The organism is Haloactinopolyspora sp., assembly GCF_027324685.1.
Lineage (GTDB): Bacteria > Actinomycetota > Actinomycetes > Jiangellales > Jiangellaceae > Haloactinopolyspora.
Genome location: NZ_DAHVSH010000213.1, coordinates 1 through 20,882 on the forward strand (window position 1 = coordinate 1; position 20,882 = coordinate 20,882).

16 protein-coding genes are annotated in these 20,882 nt (G+C 68.2%); 5 read left to right on the top strand and 11 right to left on the bottom strand.

From position 1 onward, the window contains the following. The 7 genes from M6444_RS22525 to M6444_RS22555 all read right to left on the bottom strand — a co-directional run. Positions 1 to 265, bottom strand: a 265-nt coding sequence (locus M6444_RS22525; RefSeq protein WP_298332731.1) for a hypothetical protein, incomplete at its 3' end; no start/stop codon positions are given. Positions 266 to 380: 115 nt separating this feature from the next. Next, a complete protein-coding gene (locus M6444_RS22530; RefSeq protein ID WP_298332733.1) occupies positions 381 to 3,320 on the bottom strand; it encodes a glycosyl hydrolase in 2,940 nt (979 codons plus the stop codon). Beyond that, entirely contained in the window at positions 3,317 to 6,580 is a 3,264-nt protein-coding gene (locus tag M6444_RS22535) for a family 78 glycoside hydrolase catalytic domain (protein WP_298332736.1), read from the bottom strand. Before M6444_RS22535 ends, M6444_RS22530 begins: the two co-directional genes overlap by 4 nt. Positions 6,581 to 6,608: 28 nt before the next feature. Then, positions 6,609 to 7,709 (bottom strand): rhamnose ABC transporter substrate-binding protein, encoded by a 1,101-nt coding sequence (gene rhaS, locus M6444_RS22540; protein WP_298332738.1) that lies wholly within the window; start codon positions 7,707 to 7,709, stop codon positions 6,609 to 6,611. Positions 7,710 to 7,722: 13 nt separating this feature from the next. Then, positions 7,723 to 8,751: an ABC transporter permease gene (locus tag M6444_RS22545; protein ID WP_298332740.1), complete on the bottom strand. Its 1,029-nt coding sequence runs from the start codon at positions 8,749 to 8,751 to the stop codon at positions 7,723 to 7,725. Then, positions 8,741 to 9,787 (bottom strand): ABC transporter permease, encoded by a 1,047-nt coding sequence (locus M6444_RS22550; RefSeq protein WP_298332742.1) that lies wholly within the window; start codon positions 9,785 to 9,787, stop codon positions 8,741 to 8,743. The genes M6444_RS22545 and M6444_RS22550 overlap by 11 nt, the downstream gene beginning before the upstream one ends. Next, positions 9,784 to 11,316 carry a sugar ABC transporter ATP-binding protein gene (locus tag M6444_RS22555; RefSeq protein WP_298332744.1) on the bottom strand — a complete coding sequence of 511 codons (1,533 nt, stop codon included), beginning with the start codon at positions 11,314 to 11,316 and terminating at the stop codon, positions 9,784 to 9,786. Before M6444_RS22555 ends, M6444_RS22550 begins: the two co-directional genes overlap by 4 nt. Positions 11,317 to 11,534: 218 nt before the next feature. On the opposite strand from M6444_RS22555, the gene M6444_RS22560 reads away from it, so the two are divergent. After that, positions 11,535 to 14,513, top strand: a complete 2,979-nt coding sequence (locus tag M6444_RS22560; RefSeq protein ID WP_298332746.1) for a DUF5722 domain-containing protein — start codon at positions 11,535 to 11,537, stop codon at positions 14,511 to 14,513. Between the two features lie 70 nt (positions 14,514 to 14,583). Then, complete coding sequence (locus tag M6444_RS22565; protein ID WP_298332748.1) at positions 14,584 to 14,928, top strand: LuxR C-terminal-related transcriptional regulator; 345 nt, start codon at positions 14,584 to 14,586, stop codon at positions 14,926 to 14,928. Here the strand turns inward: M6444_RS22565 and M6444_RS22570 are convergent. Then, a complete protein-coding gene (locus M6444_RS22570; protein WP_298332750.1) occupies positions 14,921 to 15,616 on the bottom strand; it encodes an FCD domain-containing protein in 696 nt (231 codons plus the stop codon). The genes M6444_RS22565 and M6444_RS22570 overlap by 8 nt on opposite strands. 94 nt (positions 15,617 to 15,710) lie before the next feature. Here M6444_RS22570 and M6444_RS22575 point away from each other — a divergent pair, with 94 nt between their 5' ends. Both M6444_RS22575 and M6444_RS22580 read left to right on the top strand, forming a co-directional pair. Further along, positions 15,711 to 16,928, top strand: a complete 1,218-nt coding sequence (locus tag M6444_RS22575) for an alpha-hydroxy acid oxidase (RefSeq protein WP_298332752.1) — start codon at positions 15,711 to 15,713, stop codon at positions 16,926 to 16,928. Positions 16,929 to 16,955: 27 nt separating this feature from the next. Next, positions 16,956 to 17,807 carry a fumarylacetoacetate hydrolase family protein gene (locus tag M6444_RS22580; protein ID WP_298332753.1) on the top strand — a complete coding sequence of 284 codons (852 nt, stop codon included), beginning with the start codon at positions 16,956 to 16,958 and terminating at the stop codon, positions 17,805 to 17,807. A gap of 54 nt (positions 17,808 to 17,861) precedes the next feature. On the opposite strand, the gene M6444_RS22585 is transcribed toward M6444_RS22580, so the two are convergent. The 3 genes from M6444_RS22585 to lysS form a co-directional block, all read right to left on the bottom strand. Beyond that, positions 17,862 to 18,191 carry an Lsr2 family protein gene (locus M6444_RS22585; RefSeq protein WP_298332756.1) on the bottom strand — a complete coding sequence of 110 codons (330 nt, stop codon included), beginning with the start codon at positions 18,189 to 18,191 and terminating at the stop codon, positions 17,862 to 17,864. Positions 18,192 to 18,300: 109 nt separating this feature from the next. Continuing rightward, positions 18,301 to 18,861 carry an amino-acid N-acetyltransferase gene (locus M6444_RS22590; RefSeq protein WP_298332758.1) on the bottom strand — a complete coding sequence of 187 codons (561 nt, stop codon included), beginning with the start codon at positions 18,859 to 18,861 and terminating at the stop codon, positions 18,301 to 18,303. After that, positions 18,858 to 20,345: a lysine--tRNA ligase gene (lysS, locus tag M6444_RS22595; RefSeq protein ID WP_298332760.1), complete on the bottom strand. Its 1,488-nt coding sequence runs from the start codon at positions 20,343 to 20,345 to the stop codon at positions 18,858 to 18,860. Before lysS ends, M6444_RS22590 begins: the two co-directional genes overlap by 4 nt. A gap of 115 nt (positions 20,346 to 20,460) precedes the next feature. Between lysS and M6444_RS22600 the strand changes: the two genes are divergently transcribed. After that, positions 20,461 to 20,790 (top strand): STAS domain-containing protein, encoded by a 330-nt coding sequence (locus M6444_RS22600; RefSeq protein WP_298332762.1) that lies wholly within the window; start codon positions 20,461 to 20,463, stop codon positions 20,788 to 20,790. Positions 20,791 to 20,882 lie beyond the last annotated feature (92 nt).

Consider the following 20,882-nt stretch of genomic DNA (forward strand, 5'->3'; position numbering starts at 1 on the left):
AGGCGACCTGCACCTGGTACGCGGATTGGACGACGCCACGCTGGCCGGACTGCAACTGCCAGCCCAGCCGCGGCGCCTCGACCGGCAAGCCCAGCGGGTTCGTCGCGTGCTCAGCGGTCAGGCTGATCACGTCCACCTCCGTTTCGACACGCTGCTCGGCCTGGATCGGTGGCCCGGCCGAAGCAATACCCACCGGCATCGCGATCGCCAGGGCAGCGATGGCAGCGACACCGAGTCGCGACACGCGGGAATTGGAACGGTTCATTTTCAGCTCCTGGTCGGACCGAAACGGACGACGGCGTGGTGACCAATGTGTCGGCATCGCCGGGCGCAGACAAGACCATGCACCCGCATCGGCCGGAAGCGGTCACCATCGACAGCTACATCAGCGGGGCTTGGCCGTAGGGCACGAGCCGGACCGGCCCGGACAGGCCGTAACGGGCACGCTCGACGTCGCCGTAGACCTCCGGGCGCGTCACCCGCATCCGGTTGATCAGCGTGGATGCGACCTCGACGACGATCGTGTTCGGCCCGTGCCCCACGTAGCCCCCCACGTCCACGACCGCGCTCGCCTGGTCAGCCGGCGGCAACGCGTGGCCGTTGACCGTGACCCGGAGCGTGTCGCTGACCGCGCCGAGATGCAAGTAGGCACCATGCTCACCGGTCCAGCCGGCGGGCAGGTCGACCACGGTCGAATACCGCCCTACCCCCGACACGTCTTCCAGGCCGGGAACGTCAGTCCACGCGGTCGGCGAGTCGAGGCTGACTCGATGTGTCGTCACCACGGTCTCGGTGGCCGAATCGCCGGGCCGCCAGTCGTCGACGGTCAGGTCCCATCGATTCAGGCTGATCTCATCGGGCACCGAATCGATGGCCGTGGATGTGGTCCGCCCGTTCGCCAGAGTCGACACGTAGGTCCCGGCGGCGCGAGCCCGGACCATCAGCTGGCCGTCGGCCTCCACGATGTCGTCCGCCTCGGTGGTGACCACGCTGCGACCGGCCGCCACCCCGCCGCCGCGCCAACTCGGCCGGGCGAGCGCCACCGCCGTGACAGCGCCGGGAGCGAGCCGGACGCGCATCCTGACCCAGCCCGGGCCGGACTCAGCCACCACGACCCGGCTGACCTCACCGGTCCACAAATCGAGCCGGTACGGGACAGCCGGACGGATACTGGTCGTGAACGTGACCTCGTGGTCCACCACCTCGTCGTCCGAGCTGTTGACCATGTAGTAGTAGTCCGCGTCGGCGCTGCGGCGACGAGCGTGCAGCACGGGCGAGGCCGCGGCATGGCGCACCTCCGGCTCGAGGCCGGTCGCGGCGACGGCTGCAGGGATCTCGTCGCGGGTGTCGACACGATGCACCGAGGGCTGCGCCAGAAGCTCGGCGAAGACCGCCGCGAGTTCATCGTTCTCGCCCGGTGCGGCGACTCCCGGCACCTCGGGGGCATCCCACGAGCCGACGATGATCATCGGCAGGCCCGCGCGTGCGAAGCCCTGCAGCCTGCGGGCGGTGGCCAGCGGCATCGTCTCGACCCGCCCGTTGAAGGCATCGCCTTCGAAGACCAGCAGTCGATAGCCCGGGCCGTCCGGCGCCAGCCGGCCGCGCTCGACGCGCGCATCGGTCAGCTCCAGCAGCCGCGGGCTGACGAACTGGTGGGTCCATCCGTGCCGGACGCCCTCCGAGGAGAACCATGCCGCGCCGAAGCCGGTGCCTGCGTATCCCTTCTGCCGCAGGAAGGCGACGTCCACGCGAGCCCGCCCGGTCTGCAGGACCAGTTGAGAACGCGCCAGGAAGCCTGCCACGTCGGGAGCATGGCGCCAGATCGGGTGTCGAGGACCCCACGACTCGCTGTAGCCGACGCCACCGCCATAGGGCGTGAACGCGGCGAAGCCCGGCCACTGCGCACCCGGCGCGTCGGCGTAGGAGAACCCGTGCAGGACGGCCTGGTTGACCCCGGCGGTGTACTCACGCGACACCGTGCGCACCACGTGATCCCACGTCGTGCTGTACGAACCGCCGTGCACGGCGGCGGCCTCGCTGGACAGGACCGTCCGGCCGCCCAGGTCGCGCCCACCGGCGAGGGAGCGGAAGTCGTCGAGGTTGTTGAACCCGAGGGACTCGCCTTCGGCGATGTCGACGACCGCGGCCTTCGCCACCGCATCCGTCTCGAGGCCGTACGGCTGGATGCGCAACTGCAGGCCGAGGCCGTGCAACCAGTCTTGCAGGACCTCGATGTGCTCCTCGATGTACAACTCGGAGCGCACGTCGTTGAGGTCGTCGCGCACGCGGCGGTCGATGTCGCCGCCGAAGGTGAACACCTCGTCCTCGTCCTCGTCGAGCACGATCGGCAGGTACGGCAGCAGGTCGTACCCCTTGCGACAGCGGAACTGCTCGAGCAGGCCCGGGGTCCACAAGGTCGCCTCGGTCTCCATCTCGATGGAGTCTTCGAACATCGCACCGCCGGTGGAGCGCAGCAGTGCCCTGATGCGCGGGGTGAGGATGCGCTCCTCCCATAAGTCGATCACCGCGTGCGTGCCGATCCGGCTGAAATGGTCGACGACGTACGACACCGGCTCGGTGTGCGGGCCGCGTTCCGGACGCTGGCCGGAGCCTCTGAGCCAGGTGGAGATCACCAGCCATCGGCCGTCGTCCGGGGCACTGAACTCGAGCCGGCCGCTCTCGACGGTTTCGGTGACATCCTGCACCGACGCAGCATCCAGCGCGTACGGCGGCTCCACCGGGGCATGGTCGAGGAGGCGGGCCACCTGGACGGTGAACAGCCGCCGCGTGGTGACGTCGGCAGCCGGCGGCACGACCGGCTCCGGGACGGCGCCGCGGAAGACACCACCGTCGACGACGGCGACACCATGAGCGAGCTCCTGCATGGCCGCCGCGTCGTCAGGTGTGACGGTCGGTACCGCTGCGGGCCACGCGGGGCCGATCGTCAAGTCGACGGTCACGCCGCGCTCGTTCGCCCGGGTCAGCGCTGCTTCGAGTGCCCGGACCCACGCCGGAGTGCCCCAACCGTGGCCCGCCGGGTCCATCGGCTCGTCGACGCTGTGGTGCACATCGGCGATCTCGACCCCACCGAACCCGGCGTCGGCGATCTGGTCGATCTCACGGGCGATCTCGGCCGGATCGACCAGGCCATGTGGCCACCACCACCGGAACTTCGCCTGGAACTGCCGAGGCGGGTCGGCGAATCGAGCCGGGAACCGGCCTGGCGAGGCCGAAGCTTCAGCCGCCGTCACCGGCAACGCCGCGGCGACCCCGCCGGCGGCCACCGCCCCGAGAAACCCACGCCTCGACAGTGTCGTCACCGCTGACCTCCCGGAATCGGTACGTACACCGATCGTCCGGAGCCGACCTCGAAGATCGCCCGGCCGTCGTCCGCACCGACGTACTCAGCCCGCGCCCGACCCAAGGCGCGATATTCGACGCCGTCGGGCGCGGGCAGCGCGACCCGCGCGGTCATGTTGGCCGGAACGTCCACGACCAGGCGCACGCCGTCCCCCGCGCGCCGCCACTGGACGTCGACCATGCCGCGTTGTGTCGGCACCGTGCCCGCGGCGTGCTGCAGTCCGGCCGCCGGCGGCGCGATCTGCACGGTCGCCGCGCCCGGGCTGGTCGTACGCACGCCGAGCAGGGTCTGCTGGATGTCGACGAGCACCTGCGCGCCCCAGCCGTGGGACTGGCTGAAGTTCGTGCCGGGGTCGAGGGTCCACGCCTCCCAGGTGAACGTCGCGCCCTGATCGAGGATGTTCGCCCAGCCGAGGTCGTCGTCGTTGGTCAACAGGTCGAGCACCGCATCGGGCCGGTCGCCGTCGGCGAGGGCCTGCAGCAGCCGGTGGGCGGTCATCGGGCCCTGCTTCATGCCCAGACTGGCCAGGTGATCAGCCAGCTCGGCCACGTCATCGTCCGGCGCGACACCGTAAGCGACTGCATACGAGGTCGAGTGCTGGCCCGCGTGCTCACTCTGTGAACCGTCGGCGTGCAGGCCGTCGACGTAGACGCCGTCCGCGCGGCGCAGCGTGGCGTTCATGGTGGCGCGCAACTCTTCGGCTCGGCTGCGCAGGTCGCTCGCCTCGGGGCGGCCGAGTAGTTCGGCGATGTCTGCGACGTCGCGCAAGACGGCGACGCTCTGCGCGTTGATGGTAGTGCGCGCCGCCGCGTCCATGTCGTACCCGAACCGGCCGGGTTCGGGCCAGTCGACGATGCCGTACCGGTACGCGCCGCTCCCGCCGGACAGTTCGGTGACCAGACCCGCGGTGGGCCCGGTGGCCGGGATATGGCGCAGTACGTAGTCGGCGGTGTCGCGCAGCGCCGGGTAGGCCTCCTCGAGCAAGGCGCGGTCACCGGTCTGTTGGTAATAGTGCCGGACCCAGTCGACGAACATCAGGGTGTAGTCGGGGATGTCGCGCTTGCCGTCACCGTTCGGGTAGACGGCGTTGTAGGGGCCGACGTCGTTGCCCTCGGACCAGAACCGCTCGGCGGAGTTCAGGAACTCGCGGATGGCCTGTTGGGTGGCATCGCGTTCGCCGAACCCGGCCATCGTGGCGTACGAGATGTTCGCGGCGTCGCCCAGGAACTGGGCCTTCTCCCGGGTCGGCGTGTCGACGAAAGCTTCCTGCACCGAGTACAGCGCTGACCGCACGGTCAGCTCCCACACCGCGTCGAGCGTCGGATCGGAGCTGGCGAACGTGGCTTGCGCTCCGGGCGGAGTGTCGGTGTGCACCACGACCGCCGACACGTCGTCGATCGCGATCTGCTCTCCGGCGTCGGGCACCTCGAGATAGCGGAACCCGAGGTGGGTGAACGCCTCGAACTCCTGCTCACCATCGCGCTGGGTGTACGGAAAGCTCATGTCCGTGCCCTGAGTCAGCAGCGTCGACGTCGCCACCCGCCCGGACTCGGTCAGGTTGTAGCCCGCCCGCACCGGCACCGTGCGTCCCGCGACACCGTCGTCGAACCGGACGACCGGCCGTGCCGGGATCACCGTGCCGAAGTCGAAGACCGGCGTTCCGTCGTCGGCCGTGGTGACCGCGACCGGTTCCACCCTGCGTTCACTCAGGCGAGTCTCCTGCCCGGTCAGGTGCGAGAACGGCTCGACCGGGTGAGCGCCCAGGACGATGGCGTCGTCCCAGTCGGCGTCGTCGAAGCCCGGCTCGCTCCATCCGTCGCGGATTAGCCGGGCATCGAGGTGTTCGACGTAATCGCCCTCGCCGTTACGGCGTGCGGATTCCACGTAAGGCCCCTCGGTCACCCGCCAGGAACCATCGCTGACGACGACCTGAGTGCTGCCGTCGGCGTAGTCGATCACCAGGCGTACGAGCAGACCGGGCACACCGACCGGGCGCCCCTGGCCGCTGCCGTACCAATGCAGGATCGCACCGACGGCGATCCGGTCCTTCCCCTGTACCAGGGCCGTGACGTCACTGGCCTGGTAGTAGTGCTCGCCCGGGTACCCGAACGACTGCCCACGACCGGCGCGTTGACCGTCGATGTGCAACTCGTAGGTGTGGCTGGCGGCCACGTAGGCCCGGGCGCGAATGACCTCGGCCCCGTCCAGCTCGACCTCGGTGCGCGCGAGGGTCCACTCGTCGTCCTGTCGCCGACTGGGCGCCGGCCACTGCGACAGGTCGCCGCTGAAGTCGTCGGCGAACACGACGGTGCCGTCGGCATCGGTCACCCGCACGTCGTCGAACTCGCCGATCTCGTTGGACGCTTCCCTGAAGCCGATGGACCCGGCGCCGAAGGTGTCGTCCTGGCGTTCGTCGACCAGTTCGCCGTCGACGAAGGTCCGGATGGTGGAACCGGCGAGTTCCATCCGGACGCGGTAGTCGGTACCGGCGGTGACCTCCAACGGTATCGTCGCGAGCTTGGTGTATCGCCCGTCGACGAGCACGTGTGGGCTCAGCCCCGCCCCTGCCGCGAGCTGCCACATGTAGCCGTTGTCGCGATCGGGACTGCGGAACACCCAGCCCGCGCCCCGGGTGTGCGGCCGGACCGTCAGCTCGAGCGTGTCATCACCCAGGCTGGGGTCCATGTCGGCGAGCGTCACGTCACCGCCGGTCACGCGAGCCCGCCCGTCGACGATCTCGATCGGCCCGCGTCCGCCGGGCGGGCGCTGGAGCCATTCGGCGCCGTTCCAGTCGGCGTCGCCGAGACCGGTCTCGAAGGTCGACTCCGGCGCCCACGGCGACGGCTGGTCATCACGGTCCCAGGTCCGCACCGTCCAGCGGTACGGCTCACCCGGGCTCAGTTCAGGGCCGGCGTACTCGACGTAGGACTGCGCACCGGACTCGACCTTGCCGCTGTCCCAGGCCTGTGCGCCGTCGCGGTCGCGGACGACGATCTGGTAGGCGCTCTGCCACTCGTTCGGGTCGTTGTCCTGCGGGAGCCACCCGAACCGCGGATCGCCCGTCACGTTCAGCGGGGCCTCGCGGTCATCCAAGGTGAGCTGTTCAGGCGCCAGCGGAGCCCGTCCCGGCGCGCCGGTCGCCGGTACGCTCAGCGTCGCTGCCATCGAGGTCGCGAGCACCCCCGCCAGCAGCCACCGCAGCCGGAGAGCACCCTTCATGGTCGGTCCCACGCGTGGTACCGCCGACTCAGAAGTCGAAGTCGTCGATGTTGTCGGCGTTGAACCTCGTGGGCGGGCCCAGGACCACGACGCCGTCGGCGCCGATGGTGTACTCGCCCAGGTCACCGGCGGTGAAGGTCTCGCCCTCGGCGCCGGTGATGATGCCCGAGGCGATGGCCGCACCGGTGTAGGCCGCCAACTCGCCCAGCGCGGTCGGATCCCACAGGGCGAACTCCGTCACCGTCCCGTCCTTGACGAACTCACGCATCTGGTTCGGCGTCCCGAGTCCGGTCAGGGCGACCTTGCCCTTGTACTGCGAGCTCGAGATGTACCGCGCGGCAGCCGCGATGCCGACCGTGGTCGGCGAGATGATCGCGTCGAGATCGGGATTGGCCTGCAGCAGGCCCTGGGTCTCCTGGAAGGACTTCTCGTCCTCGTCGTCGCCGTAGACCACGCCGGTCAGCTCGATGTCGGCGTAGTCCGGATTGGTGTCGACCTGTTCCTGGATGACCTCGATCCAGGCGTTCTGGTTGGTCGCGTTCGCCGTGGCGGACAGGATCGCGACCTGCCCGGACCCACCGATCTGCTCGGCGGCCATCTCGATCAGCGCCAGCCCCACCTCGTCACCGTCGACCTGGCTGACGAAGGCGTCGCGACAGGCGGCATCGACGTCGGAATCGAAGGTGACGACGACGGTTTCCCCGGTGCGCGCCTGGTCGAGCGACGAGCACAAAGCGTTCGGGTCGTTGGCCGACAACAAGACGACGTCGGTGGCCTGCTGGCTCAGCGTATTGATGTAGCTCACCTGCGACGACGCCGACGCATCCGACGGGCCGGTGTATTCGTACTCCCCCTCCAGCTCGGTCGTCACGGCCTCGGCGCCCTCGCTGGACGCTTCGAAGTACGGGTTGTTCACCGACTTCGGGAGCATGGCGATGCTCAACCCGGTTTCGTAATCCGCGTCCGGGTTCGCTTCAGCGGCCGGTTCGTCACCGCCCTCGTCGGCGTCGTTGGCGCTGTCCTGGGTGGTGCCACCGCAGCCGGCCAGGACGAGCGCGAACGCGAGCCCTGCAGCGACCGGGGTGACTCGCCTCGCTCGACCGCGATGACGGAATCGGCTGACAGACATGAGCGTTCCTTTCTCAGGTGGGAGATGGCGACCGCGTTCGGCGACGCCGGCGTTGCATCGAGGTGCGCACGCCGACCAGCACGTTGGGAGCGAGCACCGAGACGATGAGCAGCGATCCGGTGACCACGGTGAGCGCCTCGCTCGACACACTGGCCAGCCGGAGCGCGTTCTGCAGAGAGGTCAGCAACACCACGCCCGCGAGCACGCCGGGCAGGGTCCCCGTGCCGCCGAAGATGGACACCCCGCCCAACAGGACAGCTGCGACCACGGTCAGCTCGAGGCCGGTGGCGTTGTCGGCTCGAGCGCTGGAATATCGCAGCGTCCAGAACACACCCACCAGCCCCGCGACCGCGCCGGACACGACGAAGAGCCAGAACTTCAACGGCCCGACGGCGATACCGGCGAACGCAGCCGCCACCGGGTTCGACCCGGTGGCGAAGATGGCCCGGCCCACCGGCATGGCATGCAGCACGGCAGCGAACAGCCCCGCGATGACGATCATCGGGATGAGAACATTGGGAATCGACGTCGCGCCGATGTTGCCGATGGCCCAGCCGGTGAACTGCCGCGGGAAGTCCGCCACCGCCGTGTCGCCGAGCAGGACGTAGGCCAACCCTCGGTACAGCGCGAGCGTCCCGATGGTCACCGCCAGCGACGGCAGGCCGAGCGCGGTGACGAACAGGCCGTTCACCGCGCCGAGGATCGCCCCGATCAGGACGCACAGCGGCATGATCGTCTCGAGCGGTACTCCGTTGTTCCACATGACGCCCATGGCCGAACTCGTCAATCCGACGATGCTCGCGACCGACAGGTCGATCTCGCCGGTCGCGATGATCAGGGTCATCGGCAGGGCCAGCAACAAGATCGGCGCGAGGTCGAGCACCAGGAAGCCGGCGTTGCGCGACGTGCCGAAATGCTCCACCGTCGCCGCGGCGATCACGATGACGGCCAGCGTGGCCAGGATGATCGCGACGTCCCAGGTCGCGAACCGTTGGAGCCGGAACCGGCCGGCTCCCCGACCGGTCAGGGTGTCAGCCGACATGGGCATCCTTCTTCCGCAACGACGCTTTGACCCGCAGGCCGACGAGGCGGTCCAGGGCGATGGCGCCGAGGATGAGCGCTCCGACGATCGCCCGTTGCCAGAACTGGTCGATGCTCAACACCGGCAGGGCATTGCTGATGACCGTGAGCAGCACGGCGCCGAGCGCGGCGCCCACGACCGTTCCGCTGCCGCCGAAGATGGCCACGCCGCCCACGACCTCCGCGGCCACCACGTCCAGCTCCATGCCGTAGCCGGCAGAGGCGTCCACGGTGCCGTACCGGGCGGCGTAGAGCACGCCGCCGAGCCCGGCCAGGGCACCGCACAGGATGTATGCGGTGAGGATGCGTTTCCCGGCCGGGATGCCGGCCAGCCGCGCCGCCTCCGGACTCGACCCGAGCGCGTACATGTCGCGCCCGGCGCGGTAACGGGAGAGGAAGACCGCGACCACCGCCAGGACCACCCCGGCGATGACGATCAGGTACGGGATCCCCAGGATGCGCGCCGTGCCGAAGTCGAGGAACCCGCCCGGCATGTCCGAGGCGTTGATCCGCCCGCCGCCGGCGATGAAGTAGACGACGCCGCGAAACACGTACAAGGTGCCGAGCGTGGCCACCAGCGGCGGAACCTTGCCGAGGTGCACGATCATGCCGTTGAACAGCCCGCACACCGCCCCGATACCGAGCCCGATCAGCATCGCCACCGGGACCGGGATGCCTGGGTTCTCGCTGAGCAGCGAGGCCGTGCAGAACGCCGACAGCCCGAGTACCGAGCCGACCGACAGATCGATTCCACGGGTGAGCACGACGACGGTCATGCCGGTGGCCAGCAACAGCGTGATGGCCGCAGCAAGCAACAGGTCGCGAATGCTCTGCTCGTTGACGAACCGGGGGTTGACCGCCGCGGTGACGGCGACGATCGCGGCGAGAGTGAGCAGCAGGCCCAGCGCCCGGAATCGCAGCACCATGTCGAGCACGGTCGACCCGGTCCGGGCCTGGGCGTCGGAGCCGGACTCGTGCGCCTTCGTCAGCAGGCTCATGCCGCCTCCTGCCCGGTCGCGAGAAACATCACCGACTCCTCGGTGGCCTCGGCGCGGCTGAGCTCCCCGGCGAGCCGGCCCTCGCGCATGACCAGCACCCGGTCGGCCATGGCCAGGACCTCGGGCAACTCCGACGACACCATCACCACGGCTACACCCTCGGCAGCCAGGCTCGACATCAGCCGGTGGACTTCGGCCTTGGTGCCGATGTCGATACCGCGGGTGGGCTCGTCGACGATGAGCACCTTCGGCCCGGTCGCCAGCCACTTGGCCAGCACGATCTTCTGCTGATTGCCGCCGGACAGCGTTCCGGCCGGGTCGGTGAGACGGCCGTAGCGCGTCTGCAGGCGCGCGGTCCACTGTTCGGCCTCGCGCCGCTCGGCCCCACCGACGAGGAAGCCGAAGCGCGCCAGTCGGCTCCGTCGGGTCAACGTCGCGTTGCGCATGATGGACAGGTCGAGCAGCAGGCCCTGATGCCGCCGGTCTTCGGGGACCAGCGCCACACCCGCGCGCATCGCGGCCCGCGGGTTGCCGGGCGGCAGCGCCCGCCCGCCCACGCGCACCGTGCCGGCGTCGCGTGGATCCACGCCGAAAACGCCCTGGACGACCTCCGAGCGTCCGGCCCCGACCAGTCCGGCCAACGCCACGATCTCGCCGGCGCGGACGCTGAAGGAGACGTCGCGGTACACACCCTCACGGGTCAGCCCGTCGACCTCCAGCACCACGTCACGCGGCTGGACCTCCTGCTTGGGGAACAACGCGCCGAGTTCGCGGCCGACCATGCGCCGCACGATCTGGTCGATGCTCACCTCGGACATCAGGTCGGTGGAGACGTGAGCGCCGTCGCGCATCACCGTGACCCGCTCGCACAACGCTTCGACCTCGTCGAATCGGTGTGAGATGAACAGCACCGCCGCGCCGTCGTCCCGCAGTGCCCGGGTCACCGTGAACAACCGCTCGACTTCCGCGCCGGACAGGGCTGCGGTCGGTTCGTCCATGATGAGCACCCGCGCATCGAGCGAGATGGCTTTGGCGATCTCGACGACCTGCTGGTCGGCGATGGACATGCCCAGCGCCTGCCGCTCGGGATCCATCGGCACGCCCAGCTGCTCGAACAAGGCAGCTGCCGCGCGGTTCATCCGGTCGCGGTCGATCATGCCGAACCGCCCGCGCGGCTGGCGGCCCATGAAGATGTTCTCGGCGACCGTGAGGTCCGGGAACAGCGTGGGCTCCTGGTAGATGACGGCGATACCGGCCTCTTTCGCCTCGGCCGTGCCGCTGAACTCGACGACCTCGCCGTCGACGGTGATGGTGCCGGAATCGGGACGGTGCACGCCGGCGAGGATCTTGATCAGCGTCGATTTCCCGGCGCCGTTCTCACCCACCAGCGCATGCGTCTCGCCTGCGTACAGCTCGATGCGGGCGTCGGTCAGGGCCGCCACGGAGCCGAAGCTCTTCGACGCCCCGGACAGGCGCAGCACCGGCTGGCGCTCAGGTATCGACTCGGCGTCGAGCCCGGTACCGGACAACGGGATACTCCCAAATCACAGCTGAATGAATCGTTTCACAACCGACATGTGTTGAGGACGATAAGGCTCCACAGGCACGGCGGTCAAGCGGTGGCACTCACGAGATGAGGCTTACGCTCTGGTCGAATCCGTGGCCACCTCCGGACACGGCAGGTGTCAGGCGCTCACACCTGAGGGCACAGTGAGCTGAACCGATTCATCCACGACGGGAGCTCGGCATGCGACGGCATCAACGGTTCGGCATCGCCGTGGTCGCGACGGCGCTGGCGGGCAGCATACTGTCCGGCCCCGCGGCGGCGGACCCCGCGGGACCGGCCGGAGCGCCCGGCATCACAGCCGTGAGCGTGACCGACGACGTCGTGACGGTCTCGGGCGGGGCGGCGCCGGGCGCCGACGTCGACATCTACGCGCTGGGCACCGAGCAGCACGTGGCGCAGTGGGCCGAGGCCGAGCCCGTGGCGGCGGTCGCCGCAGACGACGAGGGCGCCTTCTCCGTCGAGATCACCCGCACGAAGGGCGCAACCACGCTCTACTACGCCAAGTACGTCGCCGTCGTCGGTGGTGCCGTGGTGGGCACGTACCGCCATGCCGACGACGTGCAGATCACCCCGACCAACGACTACCCCTACCCGCACAGCGACACGAAGAAGGGCCTGCAGGTCCAGCTGAGCGCCGACGCCGAAGAGCTCGGCATCGGTCACGCGGGCATCAACGTCGCCTTCAACACCTTGATGCAGCTCGAGGACGAAGGTGCGGGCTCCTCCATCCCGTTCACCTCCAACGGCACCGAGTACTACTTCGACGCCGCGACCGTGGCCGGCCTCGATCGCCAGATCAAGCCGCTGTCCGCGAACGGCGCGGTGGTCAATCTGATCCTCATCCTCTATCGCGACGAAGCCCCCAACTCGGCATGGCCGGTGCTCAAGCACCCCGATGCGGACCTGGCCGGCGGTCCGGTCTACGCGTTCAACACCGCCACCGCCGAGGGCGTCGCCCACTACACGGCCGCGGTGGAGTTCTTGGCACAGCGCTACACCCGGCAGGATCAGCGCTACGGCCGCGCCACCGGGTTCATCGTCGGCAACGAGGTCGATGCGCAGTGGGTCTGGCAGAACATGGGCGCCAAGCCGCTGGACGAGTTCCTGCTGTCCTACGAGCGGGCCCTGCGCCTGACCCATCTGGCCACCCGCGCCGCCTACGGCGAAGCGCGCACCTACACCTCGCTGACGCACTCATGGCGCACGCCCAGTGGTCCGGCCGATCCGCCCGGGCGCTTCTACCCGGGCAAGGACGTCGTCGACGGCCTGAACGCCCTGACCAAGGCCCACGGTGACTACCCGTGGCACATCGCGCACCACCCCTACCCCGAGGACCTGCGCGACCCGGCGTTCTGGAACGACACCAGCGCCACCCCCGACCCCGACACGACACCGCGGATCACCTTCAACAACGTCGAAGTCCTCAACCAGTACCTCCTGCGTGCCGAGCAGCTGTACGACGGCCAGCCGCGCCGGGTCATCCTCTCCGAACAGGGCTGCAACACCCCCGGCACGTCGGCCGAGGCGGAGCGGTTACAAGCCGCCTGCTACGCGCTGGCCTACTACAAGATCCACTTCTTGCCGGCCATCGACTCGTTCATCCTGCATCGCCACGTCGATCACAAAGTCGAGGAGGGGCTGCGACTCGGCTTGTGGTGGTGGGACGACGACCGTCCGGAGAACGCGCCACCGGGCGAGAAGAAGCTGATCTACCAGGTGTTCAAGGACATCGACACTGAACGCTCGTTGGAGGTCACCGAGTTCGCCAAGGACGTCATCGGCATCGACGAGTGGTCCGAGGTCGTCGACGGCTGGGACCCGGCCGCCCTCGCCGTACGCGAAAGGCCCACCGAGCTGGGCACGAGCACGACCGCCCTGCCGTTGCGCACCACGACGGTGTCGGACTTCGACGACGGCGCACAGGGCTGGCGCGCGTCCGATGCGGTGAACACCGTCGACGCGAGCGATGGCCACCTCCGCTCGGCCTTCACGTTCGAGGGCGGCTTGGCGGCGAATCTGGCCAAGTTGTGGCGGGGCACCGACGTCGTCATCGACGACCCGCTCGACGCATCCCAGGACGCCGCGCTCGCCCTGCGGGTACGCATCCCCGCGGACGCCGACATCGGCTCGCGTTACGTCAAGGTCAGGTTGTACGGCACCGACGGCAGCGTGGCCGAGGGCACGGCGCGACTCGTGGAGAACGGGCAGTGGCAGCGCGTGACCGTCGACCTGGCGGACTGGTCCGGCCGATCGAGTATCGGGCGGATCAAGGTGTGGGCTCGTGGTGACACCAACGATGCGTGGTCCGGGCACTTCGACATCGACGACGTCGAGCTCGCCCGCCGGTACGTGGGCGCGGCACGGACGGCGAACATCGAGGTCGACGCGGTCGCGCCGGACGGAGTCGGCGTCGGCGCGACAGTCGAGATCACCGTCGCCAACCATGACGTCCAGCCTCTGTCCGGACCGGTGGACGTGCGGGCGTGCGACGGCATCACCGTCGAACCAGCGGCGCTGGACACCGACGGGATCCAACCCGGAGAAGCACGGACGTTCGCCGTCACCGTCGTGGCGGCAACCCCCCAGAACCCGGACGCCCCGGCGATGTGCTTCGGCATCGTCGGTCATCAGTACACCGAACAGGTCGATGTGCCGCCGGAGCCGCCACCGGAGGCGACCCCGATCTTCGACTTCGACGACGGCACCACTCAGGGCTGGCAGCCCGGGGCGGGCATGGATTCCGTGCAGGCCGTGACGTCGATGGCCAACGGTCCGGGCAGACCGCACGGAGGCTCGCACGCGTTGGACGGCACCGCGACGGTCGGCTCGTCTCTCGCACCGAAAACCATGGTCGTAGACCTGGCCGAGCCGATCGACCTCAGCGCTGCACAGCGCGTCGTGATCCACGTCAACTCATACGGGGGCGCGCCGGGCGCCACCGGGTACGAGGTGACGTTCACGCTGCGTTCAGGCAGCGACGAGCTGACGATCACCCAGCCGTACACGCCGGACTCGTGGACCGAAGTCGCCCTGGACGTCGCGGACTGGCCTGGCCGCGCACACGTGGATCACGTGGCCGTCACGATGCGCGCCGTCGGCACCGATCACCCGACCTGGAATCCGCATGTCCAGATCGACTCGATGGGCTGGTTCGATTGAACCGTATCAAGAAGGTTATCCGGAATCGTTGACCTGGAACCCCGTAAACCCGTACGTTCACGGGACAGGCATGACGGATCAGGCGATAAACCCGCTTCTCACCGAACAGGTCGACGCCATGACGCTGAAACGTTCCACTGCCCGAACGGCAGAACTCGAACCGGCCCGCCCCGCCCATTTGCGGGTCTGCCCACCGCCGCCTGACTCGCCGCAGGCACACGACAACCCGTTCACCCCGGACGAGTTGGCGCTGATCTCCCTGTTCGCCGACGGCCTGTGTATCGAGGCCATCGCCCGCCGTCTCGACCTCTCGGACCGCACGATCCGTCGCCGCTCCCGCGCTCTGTGCGACCGCCTGGGTGTGGTGAGCACTATTCAGGTGGTCGCCTGGGCGGCGCGCCGCCAGCTCATCTGACGCCCGCGGCTTGGTAGAAACCTTCGATGTGAGCGGCGACCCGTTCCGCCGCGAGGTCGCCATCGCCTGCCTCGACCGCCGCCAGGACGGCCCGGTGCTCACGGCGTAGCCCCTCCGCCGCGGCAGGCCAGTCCGGCAGATTCGGCGCGGCATCCATGACGTAACCATGTATCGCCTCGCGAAGCGAGGCCATGATCGTCGACACCAGGACATTGCCCGCCAGCGTTGCCAGTGCGACGTGGAACTCGGCGTCCAGCACGTGGAATCGCTCGCGCGGGAGGTCCGGCTCGTCCATGGCGTCCAGCAGGCGGCGGATCGCCTCGAGCGCATCGGCATCGGTGTCGGCTCGCTCGGCCGCCTCTCGGACGGCCCAGGACTCCATCAGCACGCGGGTCTGGACGATGTGCCCCATCGGCAGGTGCCGTGTCGCCAAGTGCAGACGCAGCGTCGACGTCAACGGCGAGGACGGCTCCGCGACGATGATCGCGCCGGCCTGGGGGCCGGAACCGACCGCCGTACGTACGACGCCCATCGCTTCGAGCACGCGGACAGCCTCACGCACCGACGGCCGACTGACCTCGAGCTCTGCGGCCAGAGCCCGCTCGCCAGGCAGGCGGTCACCTAATCGGAGCCGGCCGGCCGCCAGGTCCGCCTCGACTCGCTGCAGCACGAGCTCGTAGGTCTTCACGGCGCCCCAGCCTACCGGTGTGGTCGGACCACACGGTACTGTGTGGTCCGACCACACTCGACCACACCGAACGAGCAGCCGGACGGAGCAGATCATGACCGACCGCCAATTACCTCGCTGGTCCGAGCTCAAGCCACTGCTGCGCACCAAACCCGTGCAGGTCAACCCGACCGAGCGCCGACTCAGCCGGGCGCTGACCATCGCCGACCTGCGCAGCATCGCGCGCCGCCGGACACCACGATCGGTGTTCGACTACACCGACGGCGCGGCCGAGGCCGAGATCAGCCTGCGGCGCGCCCGGTCGCTGTTCGCCCGGCTCGAGTTCCGCCCGTCCGTGCTGCGCAACGTCGCCGACGTCGACACGTCGACGACCTTGCTGGGCGCACCGTCGGCGTTGCCGTTCTGCTTCGCCCCCACGGGCTTCACCCGGATGATGCACCATGAGGGCGAGCGCGCGGTCGCGCGGGTGGCTGAGCGCACCGGCATCCCGTACGCGCTGTCCACGATGGGAACGACGTCGATCGAAGACGTCGCCGCGGCCGCTCCCGAGGCGCGGAAGTGGTTCCAGCTGTACGTGTGGAACGATCGCGCCGCTGGGGAAGATCTGGTCAAACGCTCCGGCGCAGCCGGCTACGAGGCCCTGATGCTGACTGTCGACGTCCCCAAGGCCGGAGCTCGGCTGCGCGATGCGCGCAACGGCTTCACCATCCCGCCGTCCCTCACCCTCAAGACGGTGCTCGACGCGGCCACCCACCCGGCGTGGTGGGCGAACCTGTTGACGACCAAGCCGCTGACGTTCGCCACCTTGTCGTCGTGGGACGGCACGGTGGCCGAACTGCTCGACCAGTTGTTCGATCCCACCATGACCATCGACGACCTCGCGTGGCTGCGTTCGATCTGGTCCGGGCCGTTGATCGTCAAGGGCATCCAGACCGTCGAGGACGCGCGCCGGGTGGTCGACGCCGGCGCGGACGCCATCGTGCTGTCGAACCACGGCGGCCGCCAGCTCGACCGGGCGCCGGTGCCACTGCGCTTGCTGCCCGAAGTCGTTGCTGCGGTCGGCGGAGACACCGAGATCTACGTCGACACCGGCATCACCAACGGTGGCGACATCGTGGCTGCGCTGGCCCTGGGCGCGGACGCCTGCTTGGTCGGCCGCGCCTACCTCTACGGGCTGATGGCCGGCGGCGAACGCGGGGTCGCCCGAGCCGCGGAGATCTTGTCGACCGAGTTACGCCGCACCATGCAGTTGCTGGGGGTCCGTTCTGTGGCCGAACTCACCCCGGAGCACGTTCGCCTACCATCCGCGTAACCGCCACCCACCAGAACGGAGACGATCATGCACCTCTTGCGCCTCGGGGAACCGGGCTCCGAGCGTCCGGCCCTCCAAGCCGACGACGGGACGACGTTCGACCTCGGCCCGCTGACCCGTGACGTCGACGGCGATTTCCTCGCGACGGATGGCATCGCGCGGGCGCGCGCCGCCGCGGAGGCGGGAGAGCTGGCCACCATCGATCCGGCCGGCCTTCGGATCGGCACACCGACCGCCCGCCCGGGCAAGATCGTGTGTATCGGGCTGAATTACCGGGACCACGCCGCGGAGTCCGGTGCCGAGCCGCCGAAGGAACCGGTCGTTTTCATGAAGGCACCGGACACGGCCGTCGGACCGAACGACGACGTCCTGGTGCCGCGCGGCAGCACCAAGACGGACTGGGAAGTGGAACTCGGCGTCATCATCGGCCGCACCGCGCGCTACCTGGAATCTCCAGCGGACGCGCGGGCGGTCATCGCGGGGTACACGATCTCGAATGACGTTTCCGAGCGCGAGTTCCAGCTCGAACGCGGCGGCCAGTGGGACAAGGGAAAGTCGTGCGAGACATTCAATCCCCTCGGCCCCTGGCTGGTTCCGGCCGAAGACGTGGCAGACCCCGGAAAGCTCGGCCTGCGGTTGTGGGTCAACGGCGAGCTACGACAGGACGGCAATACGGCTGACCTGATCTTCGACGTCGATTACGTCGTGTGGTATCTCAGCCAATTCATGGTTCTGGAACCAGGCGACCTGGTGAACACCGGAACGCCTGCAGGGGTTGCCATGGGTATGCCGGGTCAGCCTTACCTCCAGGGCGGTGAAGTGGTCGAGCTCGAGATCGACGGACTCGGCCGTCAACGTCAGAACATCGCCAAAGCCTGACCACCGGTCCGTCGCGGCATCATGGCGGATCGATGCCGCGACGGAACGTTTACCTCAGCCGTTGGCGGCCTCGTACTTGGCCAGGATGTCCGACGGGATTCGGCCTCGGTCGGACACCTTGAGCCCCTGCTCGCGCGCCCACTCGCGAATAGCGGTGGTGTCGCTGCGCGAACTGCGAGTGGCCGTTGCGCGGCCCCGGCCCCGCTTTGTCGTCGACTTGCGCGCCGCGGCCACGTACGGCGCGAGAAGTTCGCGAAGCTTGTTGGCGTTCTTTGTCGATAGGTCGATCTCGTACGAGGTACCGTCCAAGGCGAAGCTCACGGTCTCGTCGGCGTCACCGCCGTCGAGATCGTCGAGCAGAATCACCTGAACTTTTTGTGCCATCGTTGGTCCTTCCTTGCTGGAGCTGCTCAGTTGGGATTCGCGTGACAACTCTATTGTTACGCTCCGAAACAGCGAAATTCAATTCTGCCCGGCACGGATCGTGAAGAGATTAGCTGTCCGGCGAAGCCAGGCGCCTAAGCATACGCACGTTACCCAGAGTATTCGGCTTCACACGGTCGAGGTCGAGGAACTCCGCGACCCCTTCATCAGCTGAGCGTAACAACTGAGTATAGACCTCTGGGTCGACCGGGGTACCCTCGGTGGGTTCAAATCCGTGCCGCTCGAAGAACGCGACCTCGAAGGTGAGACAGAACACGCGCTCGATGCCAAGATCCACTGCTACGTCAAGCAATCGAGTCAGCAACGCGTGCCCGACACCACGGCCACGCCATTCCGGAAGCGTGGCAAGCGTTCGAACCTCGGCGAGATCTTCCCACATGACGTGGAGTGCGCCACACCCGATGATCTCACCATCGGGGGTCGCTGCGACCCAGAACTCTTGAACGTCCTCGTAGAGCGTCACCGTCTCCTTCGAGAGCAAGATTCGTTTTGCTGCGTATCCGTCCAGAAGGCCACGAATCGCACGGACGTCTCTGGTGCGAGCACGTCTGATCTGAAACGGGGTGTCGGCCGAACTCAACTGTTGCGGGTTCTCGGCCGGCTGGTTCATTCTGGCTTCACCAGCGGGAACAAGATCGTCTCTCGAATTCCGGCTCCGGTGAGCAACATCATGAGCCGGTCAACTCCGAGCCCGAGCCCGCCCATCGGGGGAGCCCCGTACTCGAGTGCGCGCAAGAAATCCTCATCCATCTGCATTGCGTCGGGGTCCCCTGCCGCGGCGAGCAACGACTGCTCAGTCAGCCGCTCACGCTGGATGACCGGATCGATCAGCTCGCTGTAGGCGACGCCACGCTCCACCCCGGCGATGACCAGATCCCATGCTTCGGCCAAGCGCGGATCGTTGCGGTGCGGCCGGGCCAGCGGACGCACCGCTGCCGGGTAGTCACGGACGAACGTGGGCCGCACCAGCGTGTGTTCAGCGAGCTTCTCGAACAGCTCGAGGACGATTTCGCCGCTGCCCCAGTCAGGGTCGATGGCGACTTCGTGCTTGGCCGCCAACTCCCGCAGCCGCTCGATCGGGGTGTCGACGTCAACGGCCTCTCCGACGGCCGCCGACACCGCCTCGTGCACGGTGATGTGTTCCCAGGGTTGTTCCAGGTCGATCTCGCCGCCTCGCCCGTCCGGCACGACGGTCCGGTCGACCGCGCGGGCAGCGTCGAGGACCAGTGACCTCATCAACTCGGCCATGGTGTCGTAATCGGCGTAGGTCTCGTACGCCTCGAGCATCGTGAACTCCGCATTGTGGGTGGAGTCGATACCCTCGTTGCGGAAGATGCGGCCCAACTCATACACCTTGTCGACACCGCCGACGACGGCCCGCTTGAGGAAGAGCTCCAAGGCGATGCGCATCGTCACCGGAATGTCGAAAGCGTTGACGTGAGTTTCGAACGGCCGAGCCGCCGCACCACCGTGGACCAACTGCAGAACCGGCGTCTCGACTTCAAGATAGCCATGCCGGTGCAGAGTCTCGCGCAGCGAACGCGTCACCGCGGCGCGAGTTCGGACCATGCTGCGCGCTTCTGGATTGACGATCAGGTCGACGTAGCGTTGCCGTACTCGGGTTTCGTCGCTGAGGTCCTTGTGTGCAACCGGTAGCGGCCGAAGGGCTTTTGAAACCATCGTCCAACTGTCCGCCATGACCGACAGTTCACCGCGCTTGCTGGCGATGACCTCTCCCTCGACGCCGACGTGATCTCCGATGTCGATCACGTGCTTCCAGTCGGCCAGACTCTGCTCGCCGACGCGATCGAGGGAAAGCATGACCTGAAGTTCTGTGCCGTCACCTTCACGTAGGCGCGCGAAGCACAGTTTGCCGGTGTTGCGGAGGAAGATCACCCTTCCGGCAATCGCCACGCGCTTGCCCGTTTCGGCGCCTGCTTCCAATCCCTCGTGTTCTGCTCGGACGCTCGCGAGGGTGTGCGTGCGTTCGAAGCCCAGCGCGTACGGCTGTATTCCGCGCGAGAGCAGCTCGGCGCGCTTTTCCCGGCGCACCCTCAGCTGCTCGGGAAGGTCATTCGAGGGCGGCTCATTCATGACGCACCAGCCTATGAGGTCACGCTTGCCCGTGCCTGCCCGGGTGCCCCGAATCTGCTACGGGCGTTGCCGGGGCTATCGGGGGGTGCCACTGTGGAAGAAGGAGGTGGAAACGATGGGCGGTATCGAAGTCGTCGACCGCGGCGCGCGCGAGATCGTCGTTTTTCTCACCGGAGACATCGATGACGAGACGGCGGAGTACATGCATGCCGCTGTCGAACGAGTGGCCAGGCTCGAGGAACTCAACGCGCTCTCTCACGCCGTCGTCGACATGCATGCTGTGACGCACTTGGGCTCGGCCGGGATCGCGTTCCTCCGCGAGCTGTCCGAACGAGGCAAGAACGCAGGATTCGAGGTGTCGTTCTCGGCCCTGAGCGGCCCAGCGCACCGCGCGGTCGAAGCAGCTGGCTGGAACTTCGTGTGGCACAGCCCGCCAACGGTCTGAGCCGTTCGCGTACACCCTGTTCCGCTGACCTCGCTGGTTTCAGAAGGGTGGGATGTCGTGGGCGGGGTCGGGTGGTTGGGGTGGGGGTTCGG